At 67.0% G+C, this 18,159-nt stretch carries 17 protein-coding genes; 4 read left to right on the forward strand and 13 right to left on the reverse strand.

The genetic code is table 11. The features are described from left to right. Positions 1 to 121: 121 nt before the first annotated feature. Positions 122 to 667: a D-glycero-alpha-D-manno-heptose-1,7-bisphosphate 7-phosphatase gene (locus SPI01S_RS01395; RefSeq protein ID WP_066716976.1), complete on the forward strand. Its 546-nt coding sequence runs from the start codon at positions 122 to 124 to the stop codon at positions 665 to 667. Then, entirely contained in the window at positions 664 to 1,740 is a 1,077-nt protein-coding gene (locus SPI01S_RS01400; RefSeq protein ID WP_066716979.1) for an AGE family epimerase/isomerase, read from the forward strand. Before SPI01S_RS01395 ends, SPI01S_RS01400 begins: the two co-directional genes overlap by 4 nt. Before the next feature lie 69 nt (positions 1,741 to 1,809). Here the strand turns inward: SPI01S_RS01400 and speD are convergent, their stop codons facing one another. From speD to SPI01S_RS01450, 11 genes are all read right to left on the reverse strand, one after another. Further along, a complete protein-coding gene (gene speD, locus SPI01S_RS01405) occupies positions 1,810 to 2,151 on the reverse strand; it encodes an adenosylmethionine decarboxylase (RefSeq protein WP_157084509.1) in 342 nt (113 codons plus the stop codon). After that, positions 2,148 to 3,758, reverse strand: a complete 1,611-nt coding sequence (locus tag SPI01S_RS01410; RefSeq protein ID WP_066716981.1) for an FAD-dependent oxidoreductase — start codon at positions 3,756 to 3,758, stop codon at positions 2,148 to 2,150. Before SPI01S_RS01410 ends, speD begins: the two co-directional genes overlap by 4 nt. Then, on the reverse strand, positions 3,748 to 5,295 hold the full coding sequence (locus SPI01S_RS01415; protein ID WP_066716983.1) for a polyamine aminopropyltransferase: 1,548 nt from the start codon (positions 5,293 to 5,295) through the stop codon (positions 3,748 to 3,750). Before SPI01S_RS01415 ends, SPI01S_RS01410 begins: the two co-directional genes overlap by 11 nt. Continuing rightward, on the reverse strand, positions 5,288 to 5,500 hold the full coding sequence (locus SPI01S_RS01420) for a DUF350 domain-containing protein (RefSeq protein ID WP_066716985.1): 213 nt from the start codon (positions 5,498 to 5,500) through the stop codon (positions 5,288 to 5,290). Before SPI01S_RS01420 ends, SPI01S_RS01415 begins: the two co-directional genes overlap by 8 nt. A gap of 10 nt (positions 5,501 to 5,510) precedes the next feature. Then, positions 5,511 to 5,687, reverse strand: a complete 177-nt coding sequence (locus tag SPI01S_RS22070; RefSeq protein WP_157084510.1) for a hypothetical protein — start codon at positions 5,685 to 5,687, stop codon at positions 5,511 to 5,513. Further along, the gene (locus SPI01S_RS01425) at positions 5,687 to 7,006 is read right to left on the reverse strand and encodes a DUF4178 domain-containing protein (protein ID WP_066716988.1); all 1,320 of its coding nucleotides are present in this window, start codon (positions 7,004 to 7,006) and stop codon (positions 5,687 to 5,689) included. The genes SPI01S_RS22070 and SPI01S_RS01425 overlap by 1 nt, the downstream gene beginning before the upstream one ends. Next, positions 6,996 to 7,670, reverse strand: coding sequence for a DUF4178 domain-containing protein (locus tag SPI01S_RS01430; RefSeq protein ID WP_066716991.1), 675 nt, complete (start codon positions 7,668 to 7,670; stop codon positions 6,996 to 6,998). The genes SPI01S_RS01425 and SPI01S_RS01430 overlap by 11 nt, the downstream gene beginning before the upstream one ends. A gap of 7 nt (positions 7,671 to 7,677) precedes the next feature. Beyond that, positions 7,678 to 8,547: an SPFH domain-containing protein gene (locus SPI01S_RS01435; RefSeq protein ID WP_066716994.1), complete on the reverse strand. Its 870-nt coding sequence runs from the start codon at positions 8,545 to 8,547 to the stop codon at positions 7,678 to 7,680. Positions 8,548 to 8,617: 70 nt separating this feature from the next. Next, positions 8,618 to 9,634, reverse strand: a complete 1,017-nt coding sequence (gene rtcA, locus SPI01S_RS01440) for an RNA 3'-terminal phosphate cyclase (RefSeq protein WP_066716997.1) — start codon at positions 9,632 to 9,634, stop codon at positions 8,618 to 8,620. Between the two features lie 36 nt (positions 9,635 to 9,670). Continuing rightward, complete coding sequence (locus SPI01S_RS01445; RefSeq protein ID WP_066716998.1) at positions 9,671 to 10,894, reverse strand: RtcB family protein; 1,224 nt, start codon at positions 10,892 to 10,894, stop codon at positions 9,671 to 9,673. 465 nt (positions 10,895 to 11,359) lie between these two features. After that, complete coding sequence (locus SPI01S_RS01450; RefSeq protein WP_066717000.1) at positions 11,360 to 12,907, reverse strand: vWA domain-containing protein; 1,548 nt, start codon at positions 12,905 to 12,907, stop codon at positions 11,360 to 11,362. Positions 12,908 to 13,177: 270 nt separating this feature from the next. Between SPI01S_RS01450 and rtcR the strand changes: the two genes are divergently transcribed. Then, entirely contained in the window at positions 13,178 to 14,776 is a 1,599-nt protein-coding gene (gene rtcR / locus SPI01S_RS01455; protein ID WP_066717002.1) for an RNA repair transcriptional activator RtcR, read from the forward strand. Between the two features lie 260 nt (positions 14,777 to 15,036). Here the strand turns inward: rtcR and SPI01S_RS01460 are convergent, their stop codons facing one another. Both SPI01S_RS01460 and SPI01S_RS01465 read right to left on the reverse strand, forming a co-directional pair. Further along, complete coding sequence (locus SPI01S_RS01460) at positions 15,037 to 15,846, reverse strand: oxidoreductase (RefSeq protein WP_066717005.1); 810 nt, start codon at positions 15,844 to 15,846, stop codon at positions 15,037 to 15,039. An 80-nt stretch (positions 15,847 to 15,926) separates the two neighbouring features. Then, the gene (locus tag SPI01S_RS01465; protein ID WP_066717012.1) at positions 15,927 to 17,387 is read right to left on the reverse strand and encodes an efflux transporter outer membrane subunit; all 1,461 of its coding nucleotides are present in this window, start codon (positions 17,385 to 17,387) and stop codon (positions 15,927 to 15,929) included. An 81-nt stretch (positions 17,388 to 17,468) separates the two neighbouring features. Here SPI01S_RS01465 and SPI01S_RS01470 point away from each other — a divergent pair, with 81 nt between their 5' ends. Beyond that, positions 17,469 to 18,089 (forward strand): TetR/AcrR family transcriptional regulator, encoded by a 621-nt coding sequence (locus tag SPI01S_RS01470; RefSeq protein WP_245653426.1) that lies wholly within the window; start codon positions 17,469 to 17,471, stop codon positions 18,087 to 18,089. Positions 18,090 to 18,159 lie beyond the last annotated feature (70 nt).

Raw genomic sequence — 18,159 nt, forward strand, 5'->3', positions numbered from 1 at the left:
CGTAACCCGCGATCTTTGGATCATCGACATCGTATCCCCACCGCTTGATTTGCGAATGCGATCACCTTGTCTAACAGGGACCGGGTGGGTTATTCAACCGAGCAGCCGCTATGAATTCGAAATGACACCAACCGCACCGCAAGACACCGCATCGAAAGACGACGCGCTCGCGCGCGCGGCATTCTTCGATCGGGACGGGGTGTTGATCGTCGACACGGGATATCTGTCGGAACCGAAGGACATCGTCTGGGTCGATGGCGCACAGCGCGCGCTGGCCAGGCTTGCCGCATGCGGGTACCGGCTGTTCGTCGTGACCAACCAGTCGGGCGTGGCGCGGGGCTATTTCGAGGAAGCCGCGGTCGAGCGCGTCCATGCCGCGATGCAGGCCGCCCTGCCCGCCGACGCACGGATCGACGAGTTCGCCTATTGCCCGCATCATCCGGATGGCAGCGTGGCGGCATATGCGACCGCGTGCGATTGCCGCAAACCGGCGCCCGGCATGCTGAACCGGCTGATCGCCCGCCATCGCATCGATCGCGCCAGCAGCTTCCTGATCGGCGACCGAGCCAGCGATCTGGCGGCGGCGACCGGGGCTGGGATTGCCGGCTTCCTGTTCCCTGGCGGCGATCTCGACGGGTTCGTGGCCCGGCTTCTGGCCGGCACGTGACACCCGCAGATCCCGCCTTCTGGACCGACTGGCTGCGCCGGCAGGCGCTGCCCCTGTGGAACGATGCGGGCCAGGATGAGAACGGCTTTGTCGAACGCCTTGCGCTGGACGGCAGGCCGCAGCCGGATGTGCCGCGCCGGCTAATGGTACAGGCGCGGCAAATCCATGTGTTCGCGACCGCCGCGCGCCGCGGCTGGTTCCCGGGCGGCGACGATCTTGCCCGGCGCGCCGGCGAAACCATGATCGCCCGCTACTGGCAGGCCGACGGGCGGCCGGGCTGGGTATTTTCCTGCACCCGGCACGGCGACGTCGCCGCCGACGGTCGTCGCGATCTCTACGCCCATGCCTTCGTTCTGCTGGCACTGGCGGCGCTGATCCGGGTGGACCCTGCGCCGCGCCTCATTGCCCTGGTGCATCGGACGCTCGGCTTCCTGGACCAGGCGCTGGCGCATCCCGCGGGAGGCTATGCCGAGGCCTGGCCGGAAACGGTCCTGCCGCGGCGACAGAATCCGCATATGCATCTGCTCGAATCGCTGCTGGCGCTGCAGGAGACGGGGGCGTGCGGCGACCTCGCCCCGCGCATTGCCGCGCTGATCGCATTGTTCGATGCGTGCTTTCTATCTGTCGCCGACGACGTACTGACCGAGGAATTCGCGGCGGACTGGACGCCGATGAACGCCGCCCGCGCCTTCGAACCGGGCCACCACTTCGAATGGATCTGGCTGCTCGAACGCACCGCTGCCGTGACCGGCCTCGCTATGGGCGACAGGGCGGCGCGACTCCTGCGGCAAGGCCTGCGCGGCATTGCCGCCGATGGGCGCATCGTCGACCGGATGGGGCCGGACGGCGTGATCGCGGCAAATTGCCGGCTGTGGCCCGCGATGGAAGGGGCAAGGGTGTTGCAGGGTGCGGCGCGCGACCTGGTCCTGGAGGCGGCATGGCACCGCTTCCTTGCCCCAGCGCATCCGGGCGGGTGGATAGATCATGTTGATCCAGCGGGCGATCCCTTGGTCCCGTACATCCCCGCCAGTTCGCTCTACCATATCTGCGCGGCGATGGATCACATTGGCTGATTGCGGCCGAGTTCCTCAACGTCGGCCGCCTCGTTCATGTTGGAGGGCCCAGCATGCCGCGCACACGGCTCACCGGCCGAACCTCCGCTCCACCACGGTGCAGCCGGCAACCTCGGCGTCGAGCAGCGCTACGATCGCATCCAGGCCTGCCTGAAGGTCCTGCGTCTTCGCGCACAGGAAAATGTCGACACAGGCAGTGCCATGTTCCGGCCAGGTGTGAATGGAGATGTGCGATTCGGCGAGCATCGCGACACCGGTCACGCCCTGCCCGGGCCCGAAGCTGTGCAGGCGAACCTCCAGCAGGGTAGCCCCCGTGGCCGCGGCGGCGGCGATCAGGCATGCCTCGACATGGGTCACGTCGGTAAGCCGCTGCGCATCTTGAAGATCGGCGATGAGATGACGACCGATCACAACAAGCTCACATGGCGATGCTGCAGAAATGCCATCGCGGCCTCGGCGGCGAGCACGCCCTGATAGTGCGCCTCTTCGAACAGTGACAGTCCGCTCAGGTCGGAATGGGCCAGGAACAACGGCGGCTGCGGCCGCACCGCGGCCCCCCGCGCGAGAAAGCCCGGCGTCGGCCGGATCATCGCATGGCCCCAGCGCCACAATTCGATGCCCCGGATCGCGTCGGCCAGCTCGGGATGCATCGCCAGCAGATCGTCCCGGACGATCGCCTTCCACTCGTCCGCCGAGCGCTCCAGGAGGAGGCGCCGGGCGACGGCCGGGGGCATGTCCGACAGCGGCAGATACCAGGTGAGCACGGTCGATCGGGGAAAGGCATCCGGCGCCTGGTGGGTGGCGACGACGTAGCCGAGCGCGTTGCTGGTGCTGGAAACATTGTCCCAGGCGAGCGGCACGCCACGGCCGCCGGGCAGGCGATCGACGGTGACATTGGCGACAAGCCAGGGGGCGTAGCTGAACGCCTCCGCCGCGCCGACCGACGGGCATACCCGGCGCGCGAGGAATTGCGGCATGGCGAGGATCGCCGCGCGTGCCCGCGTGCGCACCGTCACCTGGGCCGCGACATCGAAGCTGTCCACCAGGACCGCCGCGCCCTCCTGCGCGACGTGATGGACGATGTGCCCCGCCGCGATCCGATCCGGAAAGAAGCCGGCGAGTCCGCGCGCCAGCCTGGCATTGCCCTCGGGCCAGGTCAGTTCGTTGTCGCCGGCGCCGTCCACCGTCCAGCCACGCCGGCCGGCGAAATAATGCACGCCCGCCCAGGCGGATACCTCGTGCGGCTCGGTGCCGTAATCGTCGCGCATCGCGTAGCGGACATGGGCACGCAGCACCGGCGAGCGCCAGCCCTGCTGGTCCAGCCAGCTGGCGAAATCGAGCCGGTCGAGCGTCACCAGATCCGCATCGCGCGAGCTATACGCCATCGGCACCGCAAAGGCTGGCTTGCCGTCGCTGCCGATCCGCGTCGAATAGGCGGCCATCGCCCGCTCGAACGCCGCGAGATCGGCGCGGTCCTGCGCGCTGAGGCCGGTGCGCGGCACCAGCCCTTCCTGCCAGCGCCCCTGCCACAACAGCCGTTCCTGCAGATCGGCGCAGAGCTGCTCCGGATCGTACACCGGCACGCCGTCCCGCTCGCCGGTCAGGATGCCCAGCTGGCGGAGCAGGTGCCGCACCGCCTTGGCCTCGCGGTTGGGCACCGGCAGGTAATGCGCGCCCAGCGGATAAGCGGAAACGGCGTTGCGACCGCCACGGGCATTGCCGCCCACCTGATCCTCCAGCTCGAGCAACCGGAAGCGGGTAAAGCCCGCATCCTGCAGCCGCCAACCGGCGGACAAGCCCGCGATGCCGCCGCCGGCGATCACCAGATCGACCTCCTCGAACCGGCTTGGCGCCGGAAAGCCGCCGTCGCGCAGGCGGTGCCCGCGCGCCAGATCGGCGCCGCCCAGCCCTCCCGGCGGCAGTGGCTCACCGCGATCCAGCGCCGCTGCGAGCCCGGCGCCGGTCACGGCCACCGCGCCGGCGCCCAGCCCCAGCACCGTACGCCGATCAGCCTTCATAGCGGCTCCAGGCATCGGCGAACTCGCGGACGAGCACCTGGTTGTCGAGCCGGTTCACCGGCGTCGGCCGGCGCGCCATGTCCGGCGGGAAATCGAACAGCGCGCGGTCGCCCGCGGGCGTGAGGAAGCGCCCGCCGGCCGGGATGCGCGCCTGCTCCGGGATCGGCCGCGCGGCGGCGAGCATGAAGCCCCATTCGCCGAAGCTCGGCACATAGACGTGGTAGCCGCGCGTCTGCAGCCCGGCCGCCTCCAGCGTCGTTGCCACCGTCCAATACGCCATCGGGGCGATCAGCGGCGAGGTGCTCTGCACCACCATTGCGCCGGCGGGCGCCATCAGACGACGCGCGGCGCGGTAGAAGGTCTCGGTGTAGAGCTTGCCCACCGAATAATCGACCGGATCGGGGAAATCGACGATGATCGCGTCGAACGACCCGGCGCGCGTCGCCGCCGCCTCGCGCGCCCAGCGAAAGCCGTCGGCGTTGATCACGGTGATGCGCGGATCGGTCAGCGCGCCCTTGTTGAGCGCGGTCAGCATCGCCGTCTTGGAGAACAGCCCGGTCATCTCGTCATCGAGATCGACCAGGGTGAGGTGCCGCACCTCGGGATGCCGCAGCACCTCGCGCGCCGCGAGCCCGTCGCCGCCCCCGAAGATCAGCACATTGCGCGGGTTCGCCACGCGCCCCAGCACCGGCTGCACCAGCGCCTCATGATAGCGATACTCGTCGCGCGACGAGAATTGCAGGTTGCCGTTCAAGTAAAGGCGCAGATCGTCTTCGCGGCGGGTAAGCACGATGCGCTGGTACTTGGTGCTGACCGCGTAGATCACCGGCTCGCCATAGCTGGCCACTTCGGCCCAGCGCTGCAGCCGGTCCGACGCAGCGAAGCCGGCGGCGAGCGCCAGCAGCACCAGCACGGCGGAAACGGTCTCGCTGCGATACCGGCTCGCCCGCGGCAGCGCCAGCAGCACCGCCAGCGCCACGCCGGCGTTGAGGATGCCGAACAGGAAACCGGTGCGGATCATCCCCAGATGCGGCATCAGCAGCAGCGGAAACAACAGGCTGGCGACCAGCGCACCGACATAGTCGAAGGTCAGCACGTTCGACACCGTCTCGCGGAAATCGAACCCGCGCAGGATGCGGATCAGCAGCGGAATCTCGAGCCCGACGAGGAAGCCGATGCCCAGCACCAGCCCATAGAGCGCCACCCGGAAATGCTCGACGAGCGGAAACAGCGCGAACAGCGCCGCCGCCGAGGCGCCGCCCAGCACCGCGATCAGCAGCTCGACGCGGATGAACAGGCGCAGTTCGTCCCTCGTCACATAGCGCGAGCACCAGCTGCCCAGCCCCATCGCGAACAGATAGGTGCCGATCACGGTGGAGAACTGGGTAACGCTGTCGCCGAGCAGATAGCTGGCCAGCGTGCTGGCGAGCAGCTCGTAGATAAGCCCGCAGGTGGAAACGACGAACGCAGAGGCAAGCAGCGCGGCAGCGGGTGCCGACGCGCGGTGTTTCGGTCGTGCGGGATCGCCCTCAGCCATGAATGGCGGCGGCGACGATGATCGCGAGCCCGATCGCGACCGCGCCCGAGAAGATGGCGACGGCGACGTTCTGCTTCTCGCGGATCTCCTGCCACAGCTTCCCAGGCGTCAGCAGGTCGAGCACGACGAAGCCGACGACGAAGACGAGGATGCCGACAACGGCATAGAGCAGCGTGGCGAGCAGCGCCGGAAGCGTAGTGACCATGAACGTCCTCCTATTTGTGGTGTGGGCCGTAATAGCCATAATGTCCGCCGCCGGTGCCGCCACCGCCGCTGCCACGGCCGGCACGCCCGCCTTCGGCAAAGGGCGACCAGCCGAAAATGGCGGCGATCATGAACAGGCCGAGTACCACCAGGCACCAGAGCGCGTAGAAAAAGCTGCGTGTCGCCATCAGTCGTCTCCCGCTGGCGCGAAATCGCTTTCGCCCTTGCGTGCCTTTTCGAAATTGAGGTGCAGGATCAGCCCGATCAACCACGGCAAAGCGAGCAGGATAGCCGCGATCACCACGCTGGAGAGATAGAGCGTGCCCGTGCCCACCTGGACGGCGATCTGGGGCTGGTTGGTTGGCTCCATCCAGCCGCCGTCCGGGTTGCCGGTGCCGAACTGGCTCCAGCGATTGCCCTTATAGTCGACGATCAGGTCATACTCGCCCGCAGGCACGCTGGCGATCGACACGTCGGAGTTCCGCGAACCTTCGCTCCATGCGCCATCGGAATCGGCCCCCTCATAGCGCTCCGCCGCGCCCGATGCGGCATAGACTTGCTGGGTCTTGCGATCGACCAGACGGTAATCGAGATCGACCCAGCCATTTTCCAGGCGGGGCACGTCGGCGCGGATCTGGACCCGCTGGTATCGGCCTGTCAGCGTGACAGGCCCCAGCCTTGCGGTCTGCTCGCGCCCATCCACCGCTACCGGCAGCACGCCGGAGGTCGTCCAGCGCGTTCCCCCCAGAACGACGCACAGGATCAGCAGGAATGCGAGTGCCATGCCGCCGATCTTCGCACCTGCCAGCAACCATTCGCCCCAAGGCGAAGGCTGGTGCGGCAAAGGCGGCCAGATTTTGCCCGATGGCGACACGCCGAACGCGCGGATCACGTCCTTCTCGGCAATCAACCGGTTGAGCGTCCAGCTCTCCTCGCGGTCATCGGCCTCGCGGGAGAGCATGAAGCCGGGGCGCACCCAATCGCCGGTCTTTACTTTCTCGCCGACAGCAACGCGCCAGTAGAATTCGCCGATGACGCGATCAACCTGCGCCTCTCCGGCGAAAAATCGGGTGTAACCGGCGCCATCTAGCTCGTGTATTTCGTGCGTTCGCCGCACAGGTGTCCGCGTCAGCATCGTGCCGAAGCTCCAGCCGCCGCGTGCGTTCACCAGCCAGCGATAGCCGTGATAGGGATTGAACAGCAGATATTCGTCCCAGCGATACGCGCCGTTCTGCGAGCGCTGGAGCGTGCCGATCGCCTCCCATTCGATACCCTCCAGCGTACCGCGCGTACCGAGCGGGATTTCCAGGTGCGCCTGTGCCAGATGCGCCTGGGTGATCAGCTTCACCAGGCCATCGGTGGTTTCCAGGATGGAGCCGCAATATTGGCAGCCGACATGGACGGTATAGCCGGCCGCGCGCAGTTCGACGGTGCCGCCGCAATTCGGGCACGAAAGCGCGCGGACCGCCGGGGCGGGCGCGGGTGCGAGGGGGACCTCAGGCTGCATAATCGGGCAGCGCCCATCCTTCGATCACCCGCATTCCGCGCGGCGCCAGTTCGGCGAGCGTGACGTAACGGCCCTGGTAGAAGCTCACGCGGGCGCCATCCCGCTGCAGATTGGCGCATTCGCCCGCGGCCCCGCGCAGATCGACGCTATAGACCCGCCAGCCGCTGGGTGCGGTGAACGGCAATTCGCCCTCGGCGGTGACACACAAGGCCCAGCGCGCGTCTGAGACGGTGAGCTTCCGACCATCGATCTGCACGTCGTGCCCCAGCTTCGGGGCCTCGCCTTTCATCACGTCTTTTACCGTTCTGGAGCGAACCTCGGCGAACGGGCGCTCGCGCAGCAGCATGAACTGGCCCATCGCCTCGCCCAGCCATGCCGTGCCGCCGTCCTCGAACAGCAGCAGCCACTCGTTCCAGGCACCGTCGGTCCAACTCCAGCGCACCCGGCCGATCACTTCGAACGACGCGCCGTCGTCGGTGCCGCGCATGCCGATCTGCACCGGGCTCACGTCGAACGGCAGCACGGCCGCGATCCCGAACTGGGCAATGCCGGCGTCGCTGCGCACCAGCATGGTGCGGCAGCTGTCGCACACCCGGCTGGGCAATGCAGGCGAGCGGAAGACGACATCGGCGCCGCAATGGGGACAGGGAAGATGCAGGCTCATCTCGGGTTCAGCGGATGCGACCGAGCAGTTCGGACTTCTTGGCGTCGAATTCCTGCTGGGTGATCGCACCGATGGTGAGCAACCGGTGCAGCTTCTCGATCTGGGCGGTGGCGTCCTCCCCCGACGAGCCGGCAGCCGCCTGGAAGCGCGCCAAGGTGTCGACATCGCCCGCCACCCGCATCGCGCTGGCCTTGTCGAGCATGGCCTGCACCTCCTCGGGCAGCGACAGGCTCTCGATATAGAAACTGGTGCAGGCCAGCCCCCATTGCGCGAAGGCCGGGTCGATAGCGGATTTGAGCCGTTCCGACAGCGCCGCCTGGTTGGCGGCGAGATCGATGAATGCAATCTCGCCCGTCCCCAGCGCCGATGCGAGCGCAGTGCCGATCGCCGCGCGCAGCTGCGGCTCGATGTCGGCCACGGTCACCCGCTCCTGCGATCCCATCAGTTTCACCGCAAAGGCGGCCACCTGCTCGATGCGGAAGCTGTAGCTGCCAAAGGCGCGCACCCGCAGCGGGCCGAATTCCGGATCGCGCACGGCGATCGGCTGGGTCGTGCCCCATTTCCGCCCCGTCTGTTCCTTCTGGCTGAAGAAGGTGATGTCCGCCTTGAACGGGGATGCAAAGCCCTTGTCCCAGTTCAGCAGCGCGGTGAGCACGGGAAGGTTGCCGGTTTCCAGCGTATGCAGGCCCGGATGAAAGGCGTCGGCAAGCTGGCCTTCCCGGTGGAACAGGGCGATCTGGCCATCGCGCACCGTCAGCTGGGCGCCATTCTGGATGGCGCGCCCCTGCATCGGGTGCCGAACGGCAAGCGTGCCGGGCTCGTCAACCCAGTCGATCACGTCGACAAACTGCTTCGACAGAAACCCGAATAGCCCCATCACCTGCCCCCTATCCCACGCTATACGCGAAGCGCCGACGGCAACACAAGAAAGGGCGAGCCGCAGCGTTCTAGCCGCACCGGGCCCGATGGCACCCGTTCGCTTGCTGCTCGAACGCCCAGCGCCGGCCGGTGAAGCGTTCGATGATGTCGCACGCGGTCAGCGCATGCTGGCTCGGCTTCACCGTGGTGAAGCTGCCGCCGCCGGCGAGCGCGAAGGGCAGCAGCAGCTGGTCCGCCAGATACGGCCCCGCGAACGCCTCCGACGCGAGGAACCCGGCCATGCGATGCGCCGCCGTCTTGGCGAGCGATTCCGCCGACACGCCCAGTCGACCGAAGCCGCTGACGATCTCGGTCGCGTGCTCGAATTCGGCTTCCAGCAACAGCACATTGCCCGGCCCCTGCTCATCGGGAAGCTGGTGCACGGCGAACGTGTCTTCCGGCCAATCGGGCAGCAGTCGGCGTGCCGTCGCAATCTCGCGTTCGACGATGTTGAACGGCAGTCCCGCGAACAACGCGGTGGCGGACACCGACCGAAGCGCGCCGCGATCGAGGCACTCGATCGGCGTCAGCGTGCCCGGCTGGATATCCACCTCGATCCGCCCGCCACCGCGCGGGTAGAAGCCGTGGCGCACCAGCCGCAAGTCGATCTGCGCGCCCATCCGTCGCAGCACCGGCACGAATGCCCTGGCGACGAATTCGAACGGCGGCGCGAGCATATTGTGCGTGCCGCCTTCGAGCACGAGCCGCGATGGCCCGTCTGCCAGCAGCAGCGGCATCAGCAAGGTCTGGAGCACCAGCCCCGTGCTGCCGGCAGTGCCGACCGCGAAACGATAGTCGCCCGGCACGACCTTGCCCGGCGTAAAGCTGAACTCGGCCGCACCGACCGCCACGCCCTCGCAGGCCGCCCCGCCGATCGCGCACGCGGCCTCGATCGCGGTGACGTGCTGGCGCATCAGCCCCGGCTTCTCGCGCTTGCCGCGCGCATTGGTGATGCGGAACGGCTGGCCGGTGACGAGCGACAGCGCGCACGCATTGCGCACCACCTGCCCCCCGCCCTCGCCTTCCGATCCGTCGATGATGATCATGATATTTCTTCTTTCGTTGGCAATGCGCGCGAAGGGTTACCCCTTCACGCACACCACCTGCTTCAACGTATGGACGATCTCGACCAGATCGGCCTGGGCGGCCATCACGGCTTCGATCGGCTTATAGGCCTTGGGCGTCTCGTCGATCACGCCTTCGTCCTTGCGGCAGGCGACGCCCGCCGTGTCGGCGATATGCTCGTCGAGCGTCACCAGCTTCTTGGCCGCGGTGCGCGACATCACGCGCCCCGCGCCGTGGCTGCAGCTGTCGAACGATTCCGGGTTGCCCAGCCCGCGCACGATGAACGACTTGGCGCCCATCGAACCCGGGATGATGCCCAGCACGCCCTTCGCCGCGCGCACCGCCCCCTTGCGGGTGACCAGCACATTCTCGCCGAAATGGTTCTCGCGCGTCACATAATTGTGGTGGCAGTTCACCGCTTCCATCTCCGCATCGAACGGCTTGGCGATCTGCCCGCGCAACGCGGCGATGACGTTGGTCATCATCATCCGCCGGTTGAGCGCGGCATAGTCCTGCGCCCAGCCGACCGCCTCGACATAATCGTCGAAATGGTCGGTCCCTTCCGGGAAATAGGCGAGGTCCTGATCGGGCAGGTTGATGTGCCATTTGCGCATATCCTGCTTCGCCAGTTCGATGAAGAACGTGCCGATCGCGTTGCCCACGCCGCGCGAGCCCGAATGGAGCATCACCCATATCCGCTGCGCCTGGTCCAGGCACAGTTCGATGAAGTGGTTGCCCGTGCCGAGCGTGCCCAGATGCGTGAGGTTATTGGTGTTCTTCAGCCGGGGATATTTGTCGGTGATCCGCTCGAAGCAGGCGGCAAGCGTTGCCCAGGCCTCGACGATCGCCGTCGGCGGCGCGCCCCACGATCCGTGATCGCGCTGCCCGCGCCCGACCGAACGCCCGTGCGGCACCGCCTGCTCGATCGCCGAACGGACGCCCTCGAGGTTGTCGGGCAGGTCGCTCGCCATCAGCGAGGTGCGCGCGGCCATCATGCCGCAGCCGATATCGACGCCCACCGCCGCCGGGATCACCGCGCCCTTGGTCGGGATCACCGATCCCACGGTCGCGCCGATGCCGACATGCACGTCGGGCATCGCCGCCACGTGTTTGAACACGAACGGCATCTGCGCCGCGCGGGTAAGCTGGGCGCGCGCGCCATCTTCCACCGGCACGCCGCGCGTCCACATCTTGATCGGCACGCCGCCTTCGACGTGCTGATAGTCATAGCTCGTGGTCATGCTGACCTCCTTGAATATCTTCCGGTGCCGGCGACGAGGCGTGGCGAGACATTTCCCTGAGCTATCCGGTTGCCCGGAGGCGGAGTTGGACCGCCGACCTCCCACACTGCTGCGGGTGCTCTGACCTGTAGTCCCGCCGGCATTCGCCAGCATTGTTCGTCACGGCGACGAGAACTGGAAAAGACTGCCCCAATGGGCCGGTGCTCTAACCAGACTGAGCTACCGCGCCTTTCGGCACGGGCGGGAGTTGAACCCGCGACCTCCGCATTAAAGATGTAGTCCTTCCCGGCATTCGCCGTGTCGTTCGGTTGGGGTCGTGGCGACGAGAGCGGCGAGACGCGGCCCTTAAGCTACGTGTCGGCGGCGGGGTTCGAACCCGCATCTCCCGCTTGCGCGGGCGCTTTAACTCGTCGGGCCTTCTCTGGTGACATGTAGTCCCACCAGCATTCGCCACGACCCTGTTCCTTACACCTCCACCCCTTCAACGATGCTCACCCAGTCACGCGCGTCGCCGGCGGCGAAGCGTGCGATCCCGTCGAACACCGCATCGGAGAAGCCCCCGATGTTGAGGATGTCCGCCCGGCTCTGCGCCTGCGTCGTGCCGTACGGCGCGATGTCGACGCAGACGAGCTTCGCCCCCGGGCAGCGCCGCTTCAGCCGATCCCATTCGCGCAGCGTCGCCGTGGCGCCGCCGCGCGTCGCATCGACCCAGGACTCGTTGTCCGAGACGATCACGACGAGATCGACCTTCTCGCCGAGCATGTTCAGCAAGGCGAGCGGCGCCGAGACATTGGTGCCGCCCCCGCCCACCGCGGCAAGCTTCGCGGCATTCACCGCAACGCGCGCCTTGGGATCGAGCGTCAGCTGCACCACGCTCCGTTCGAACGGCAGCACCCGGGCATCGCGGTTGGTCCGCAGCATCGCCGCAGCGACCAACGCCGCAACATCGATGCACCGCACCTTCGACGAAGCGCCCTTGCGGCCCCCCGTCGCCGGCGAGGCCATCGACCCCGACACGTCGGGGCAGACGACCACCCGGCCCGCCACCGCCGGCACCCGCGCCAGCGATTGCTCAAGCGCATCCTCCAGTGCGGCCTGCACGGTCAGCGGCACGGCCTCGTCCGCCGCCGCCAGCGCCATCTGGAGCTGGTACGGCATCGGCTTCACCCGGGCGATCGCGGCGGGATCGCGCAGCCGTTCGGCCACCCGCCCCGTCACCCCTTCGACGTCGAACGCACCGTTGCGCGCCAGCGTGTTGAGGTTCATCCGCAGCGCCTGCCAGCCCATCGTCATGGCGAGCTCGCCCCACTGCGCGGCCGTCAGTTCGAAGGCAGTCAGCCATGCGAACGGCACCGGCGGCAGCGGCCGCGAACGATCCGCCTTCCACGCCTCAAACGCGGCGATCTCCGCCGGCAACGCCAAGACGTCATAGGGCTTGCCGATCAGCCAGCCATAGAAAGCGCGCCGCTCGGCATCGGCCGGCTTGGGGTGCACCATCTTGACGATGTCGGCGAGGCTGGGGTCGTTGCCCGTCGCCGCGGCCATCAGGTCGCGGATCGAGGCGCGTTCCAGCCAGCCCTGCACCAGCCGCTTGGGCCGCGTGCCGAGCGAGGTCCGCCCGACCTGGCCGGAGCGCAGGATCTGCACATAGCTGCGCAGCATCCGGCCATTGTCGATCACGCGCCCGAAGACACGCACCGCCAAATCCGGCTCGGCGACCGTCAGATAGGCCGCGAGCAGCGCCGGCATGTCCTTCATCGTGCCGCTGGTGCGGGCATAGACCGCCGCCTTGGCGACGAACGCCGGATCGCATGCCTGGGCAGCGGCAATCACATCGGCCAACTGCGCATCGGCAGAGGCATAGAAGGTATCGCTGAGCGTGCCGGTGGCGGCCAGCTGCGCGAGCTTCGCCTGCGGCCCATAGGCATAGGCCGGGGCGCCTTGGTGATTGCGCGTATCGGCCGCCGGAAGCAGCTTCGCGATCGCCGAAGCGAAAAGACCCTTGTTTGCCATTGCCATCAATCCCTTCTGCGGATCGGGGGCGGCCAGCCTATTCCAGCCGCCCCGCTCTTCCGCGCTACCGGATCCAGGAAATGCCCGATCCGATGCCACCAACGTTGCAGAAGGCGTGCCAAGTCGCGGACCGTCGCTTCAAAATTCTGTTATATCGCTGTTCTATATAGACAATCGTCTCAGATTCCGCAGCCTCGCTCGTCAGCTGCCACATGGACGGGTTGGTAAATTGCTATCGATATCGATAGGATTTTATCCTATGGGATAAGAATGAAACCTATCACCGTCATCGGCTTTCTCGGCTCGACGCTCGATGCCAGCAAATTCGGGCCCTCGCGCTGGAGCAAGTGGCGGCCCACGGTCGCGCTCACGATGCACGAGGATCTCCGCGTCGATCGCCTGATCCTGATCCATGGATCGCAGCACCGCCGGCTGGCCGAATATGTCGCCGAGGATGTGGGCTCGGTGTCCCCGGAGACGAAGGTGGACCTGCGCCTGCTCGATTTCCGCGATGCGTGGGATTTCGAGGAAGTGTACGGCAAGCTGCTCGACTTCGCGCGTGCGGAGCCGTTCGATCCGGAGGCGGAGGACTATCTGGTCCACATCACCACCGGCACGCACGTCGCCCAGATCTGCCTCTTCCTGCTGACCGAGGCGCGCTATCTGCCCGGCCGGCTGCTCCAGACCCAGCCCGCCAAGCGCGCCGAGGATGGCGGCGCCCCGGGGCGCTGGACCACGATCGATCTCGACCTGTCGCGCTACGACAGCATCGCCACGCGCTTCGCCGTCGCTGCGCAGGAGAGCGCGTCGTTCCTCAAGTCCGGCATCGAGACCCGCAACCCGGCCTTCAACCGGATGATCGACGAGATCGAGCGGGTGGCGCTGCGCTCCAAGGCGCCGATCCTGCTCACCGGCCCCACCGGCGCCGGCAAGAGCCAGCTGGCGCGGCGCATCTACGAACTGAAGCGGTTGAAGCACCAGATCGCCGGCCCGTTCGTCGAGGTGAATTGCGCGACCCTGAAGGGGGACGGTGCGATGTCGGCGCTGTTCGGGCACCGCAAGGGTGCCTTTACCGGCGCGGCCGCCGACCGGCCGGGGCTGCTGCGCGCCGCCGACAAGGGGATGCTGTTCCTCGACGAAATCGGCGAACTGGGAGCGGACGAGCAGGCGATGATCCTGCGCGCCATCGAGGACAAGCGCTTCCTGCCCGTAGGCTCGGACCGCGAGGCCGCATCCGATTTCCAGCTGATTGCCGGCACCAACCGTGATCTCGGCGCAGCCGTTGCCGGCAGCAACTTTCGCGATGATCTCTATGCCCGGTTGAACCTCTGGACCTTCCAGCTCCCGAGCCTTGCCGAACGGCGCGAGGATATCGAACCGAATCTCGACTATGAACTCGATCGTCATGCCGAGCGCGAGGGAGACCGGGTGAGCTTCAACAAGGAAGCTCGCCAGCGCTACCTGGCATTCGCGATCGGTCCCGAGGCACGCTGGCCGGGCAATTTCCGCGACCTTGCCGCGAGCGTCACCCGCATGGCGACGCTCAGTCCGAAGGGGCGCATCGATACCGACTGCGTTGATGCAGAAGTACGGCGGCTGGAGCGCCTTTGGTCGGGACAACGCCCGGACGAACGCGACATTCTGGCAGAAGTGCTGACGCCGGAAGCATTGGCGGCGCTCGACCCCTTCGATCGGGTGCAGCTCGCCGCGGTCGTCGATACCTGCCGACGCAGCCGCTCGCTTTCCGAAGCCGGGCGAACGCTGTTCGCGGCATCGCGCGCACGCAGAACCTCCGCCAACGATGCCGATCGGCTCCGGAAATATCTGGCTCGGTTCGCACTGGATTGGTCAGCCCTTACCGAGCGCTGATACCGGCTCGAAATTGGCCATGGGGTACGCGCGATGTCGGTGCGGTTCCGTTCCAAGCCGGATGCCCCGATGATCTGCGTACCCGGCATTCACCTCGGGTACGCCATACGTCCTGAGGAACGGTCTTCCGCCATTCTCGAAATCAACCGAGCGGGAACGGATCGGCACCGTCACGCTTTGCGCCGTGCGGAGCGAGCGCGTTGCCACTGCCTTGATGGAGTCAGTGGACGGCTCGCCCGCAACGGCCCTGCTCTACAAGATCACAGCCCCAGTTGCTTGCGCAGGCTCTTGTCGAACGCATCCTCGGGCACGAAGCGGCGTAGCAGGCTGAACTTCTTGCCCTTGCCCGCAGGCCAGCGGAGACGGGGCTTGCTCGACAACGCCGCCGCCACGACCGCGTCCGCCACGACACTCGCCTCGTCGCCCGTCTCCATCATGCCCTTGAGCATGAAGTGGACCATCGGGCGCGTCGTCGCATAGGCATCGATATGATGGTCGCCATAGGCGAGATTGGCGTCGAACGCCGTCCTGGTGTTCGCCGGCTCGACGGCGATTGCCCGGATGCCGAAGCCGCGAATCTCGTGATCGAGCGACTGGGAATAGCCTTCGACGGCATGCTTGCTTGCCGCATAGACGGCCATGTACGGCGCCGGCATGAAGCCAAAGGCCGAGCTGATGTTGATGATCCGTCCCCGGCGGGCTTCCCGCATGTGCGGCAGCACGGCCTGGGTCATGCGGATCAGGCCGAACAGGTTCACCTCGAACAGCTGGCGGGCCTGCTCGAGCGAGGTTTCCTCCGCAGCCCCCGCCATGCCGAACCCGGCATTGTTCACCAGCAGATCGATCCGCCCTGCCCGTTCCAGCACGGCGGCGACCGTCGCCGCGACAGACACGTCATCGGTGACATCGCAGGCGAGCATGGTGATGCCATCCCTGGTGGATCCGTCCGCCCGGCGACCGGTTCCGAATACCCGGAAGCCTGCGCCGCGTAGCGCCTGTGCGGTCGCGAGCCCGATGCCCGACGACGCGCCGGTCACGAGCGCGACCGGCATTGTCTCGATTGTAGCCATTGCTTGGTTTCCTCAGATCACCCGCGACGCGGGGTTGGTTTCATGCGTTTGAAAGCGGTGCGGCGGCAAATGCCGGCGCCTCAGTTGCTCGCCGTGCGAGGCCCGGCCGGATCCCAGCCGCCGCCCAATGCGCGGAATGATGCGACCGCGCCGCGGCTCGCCGCTGCCCGTGCCTGTACCACGCCGTCTCGCGCCTCGAGCAGACGCCGGTCGGCATCCAGCACTTCGACAAGGCTGACCGCCCCGCCCTTGTATGCGGCGAACGAAGCGCTTCGGGCCCGCGCGAGCGACGCTTCCGCCGCCGCGAGCGCCTCGGCACGGGCCTCCTGCTGCACCAGGGTGGAGAAGGCATCCTCCACATCCTGGGAGGCGCGCAGTACCGCCTGGCGATAGGCCGCCAGCAGCTCGGCATGGCGCCCCTTGGCCGCGCGGATCTCCGCGTCCACCCGGCCAAAATCGAACAGGCGCCAGCGCAGGCCGAGCACGCCGGTCGCCTGGGTCGCGCCGCTGCCGAACAGACCGCCCGGCGTCGTCGTGGCGGTACCCAGCAGGGCGCTCAGCGAGAATTTGGGATAATATTCCGACATCGCTGCGCCGACCCGCGCATTGGAGGCGGCCAGCGACCGTTCCGCCGCGATGATGTCCGGTCGGCGGCGCAGGAGCGCCGCCGGACCGCCCACCGAAGCAAGGGATGGTGCCGTCGGCACCGCCGCTTCGGCCGCGAGCATCCCTCTCGCGGTCCCCGGCTGCTCCCCCACCAGCACGTCGAGCGCGTGCATCGTCAGGTCGAGCTGGTTCTGCAGCGCCGGAATCGCGGACTGCAACTGACCCAGCGCGCCTTCAGCCTGGCGAAGCTGCAATTCGGCCGCAACGCCCTTTTCGAACTGCAGCCGGACGAGATCGGTGAGGCCCTGCTGCACCTTGAGCTGATCGCGCGCGATGGCGAGGCGCCCCTGCAGTGCGCGAACCGCGATATAGGTGTCGGCGGTCTGCGCGATCACCGAAAGCCGCGCAGCCACCGCCCCTGCGGCCGAAGCCTGCCAGTCCGCGCGCGCAGCGTCGCGCGCGGCATCTCGCCCGCCGAACAGGTCCAGTTCCCAACTCGCGCCGACGCTCAACTCATAGCTCTCTGTCGAACGCTCGAACTGGGGAAAGGCGCTTGCCAACCGGCCGATCGGCGTTTCCTTCGACTGGTAGATCTCCCCGCCCTGCCCGTTCACCTGACCGACCGGCAGCAGCGCGGCATTGGCCCCCTTCAGCGCCGCGCGTGTCTGGGTGACACGCGCAACCGCCTGCTGAAGATCGAGATTTTGCGCCAGCGCGCGCTCGACCAGCGCAGAAAGGGTCGGATCGCGAAACGCACCCCACCATTCGGCCAGCTCGGCACGCTCGCCTCCGGCACCGCGCGCTTCCACTGCCGGGCCATAGGCAAATTGCGACGGCGCCGGCGTTGCCGGAACCGCATAGCGCGGCCCCACCGCGCAGCTGCTCAGCAGGGTCGCGGCTGCGGCGAGGGAATAGGTAGATCGCGATGGGCGCATGGCATCACCTGTTTGGAACTCTCTTGTGACCGATGTATTGATTGGTCACAGTTTGTCAATCCAAGTACGAGTGCGTATCTGATGCCCATGACCGAGAATCCTGCTGCACCTCCCGCTCGCGGCCCTGCCGAACATGCCGTCCGCGACCAGATCATCGACGCGGCGAACGAGTGTTTCGCTCGTTACGGCTATGCCAAGACGACAGTTGCCGATCTCGCTCGGGAGATCGGCTTCTCCAAGGCGTATATCTATCGCTTCTTCGAGTCGAAGCAGGCGATCGGCGAGGCCATCTGTAGCGCCAGGCTAGAGCGCATCGTGAACGCAGCAAGGATCGCTATCGGTGAAGGCGAAAGCGCGACAGATAAATTTCGGCGCTTCTTCAGGGGCATAACGACGCTCAGCGTCGACCTCTTCTTTGATGATCGCAAGATATATGAGATCGCGGCCTCTGCGGTGTCGGAGAACTGGGAATCGGCGCGCGCCTACAAGGAAACCCTGCGGACCATGGTCACGGACATCGTCCGCGAGGGCCGCGAGAAAGGCGAGTTCGAGCGGAAGACACCGCTCGACGAAACCTGCCGTGCGATCTGCTACGCCATGATGCCCTTCGTCGACCCGCTTCACCTCGAGCGCAACCTGGACCTGTTGCCGGACGCGCAAACCGAGCTGACGGGGCTCATTCTCCGCAGCCTGGCCCCGTGATCGAATAGTGACCCATTGACAATTTAGTCACATGGCAACATCTACCCTCCGACATGTTGGAGGATTCGTA

Origin of the sequence: Sphingomonas pituitosa NBRC 102491, from assembly GCF_001598435.1 — a bacterium.
In the GTDB taxonomy this organism is placed as follows: Bacteria; Pseudomonadota; Alphaproteobacteria; order Sphingomonadales; family Sphingomonadaceae; genus Sphingomonas; species Sphingomonas pituitosa.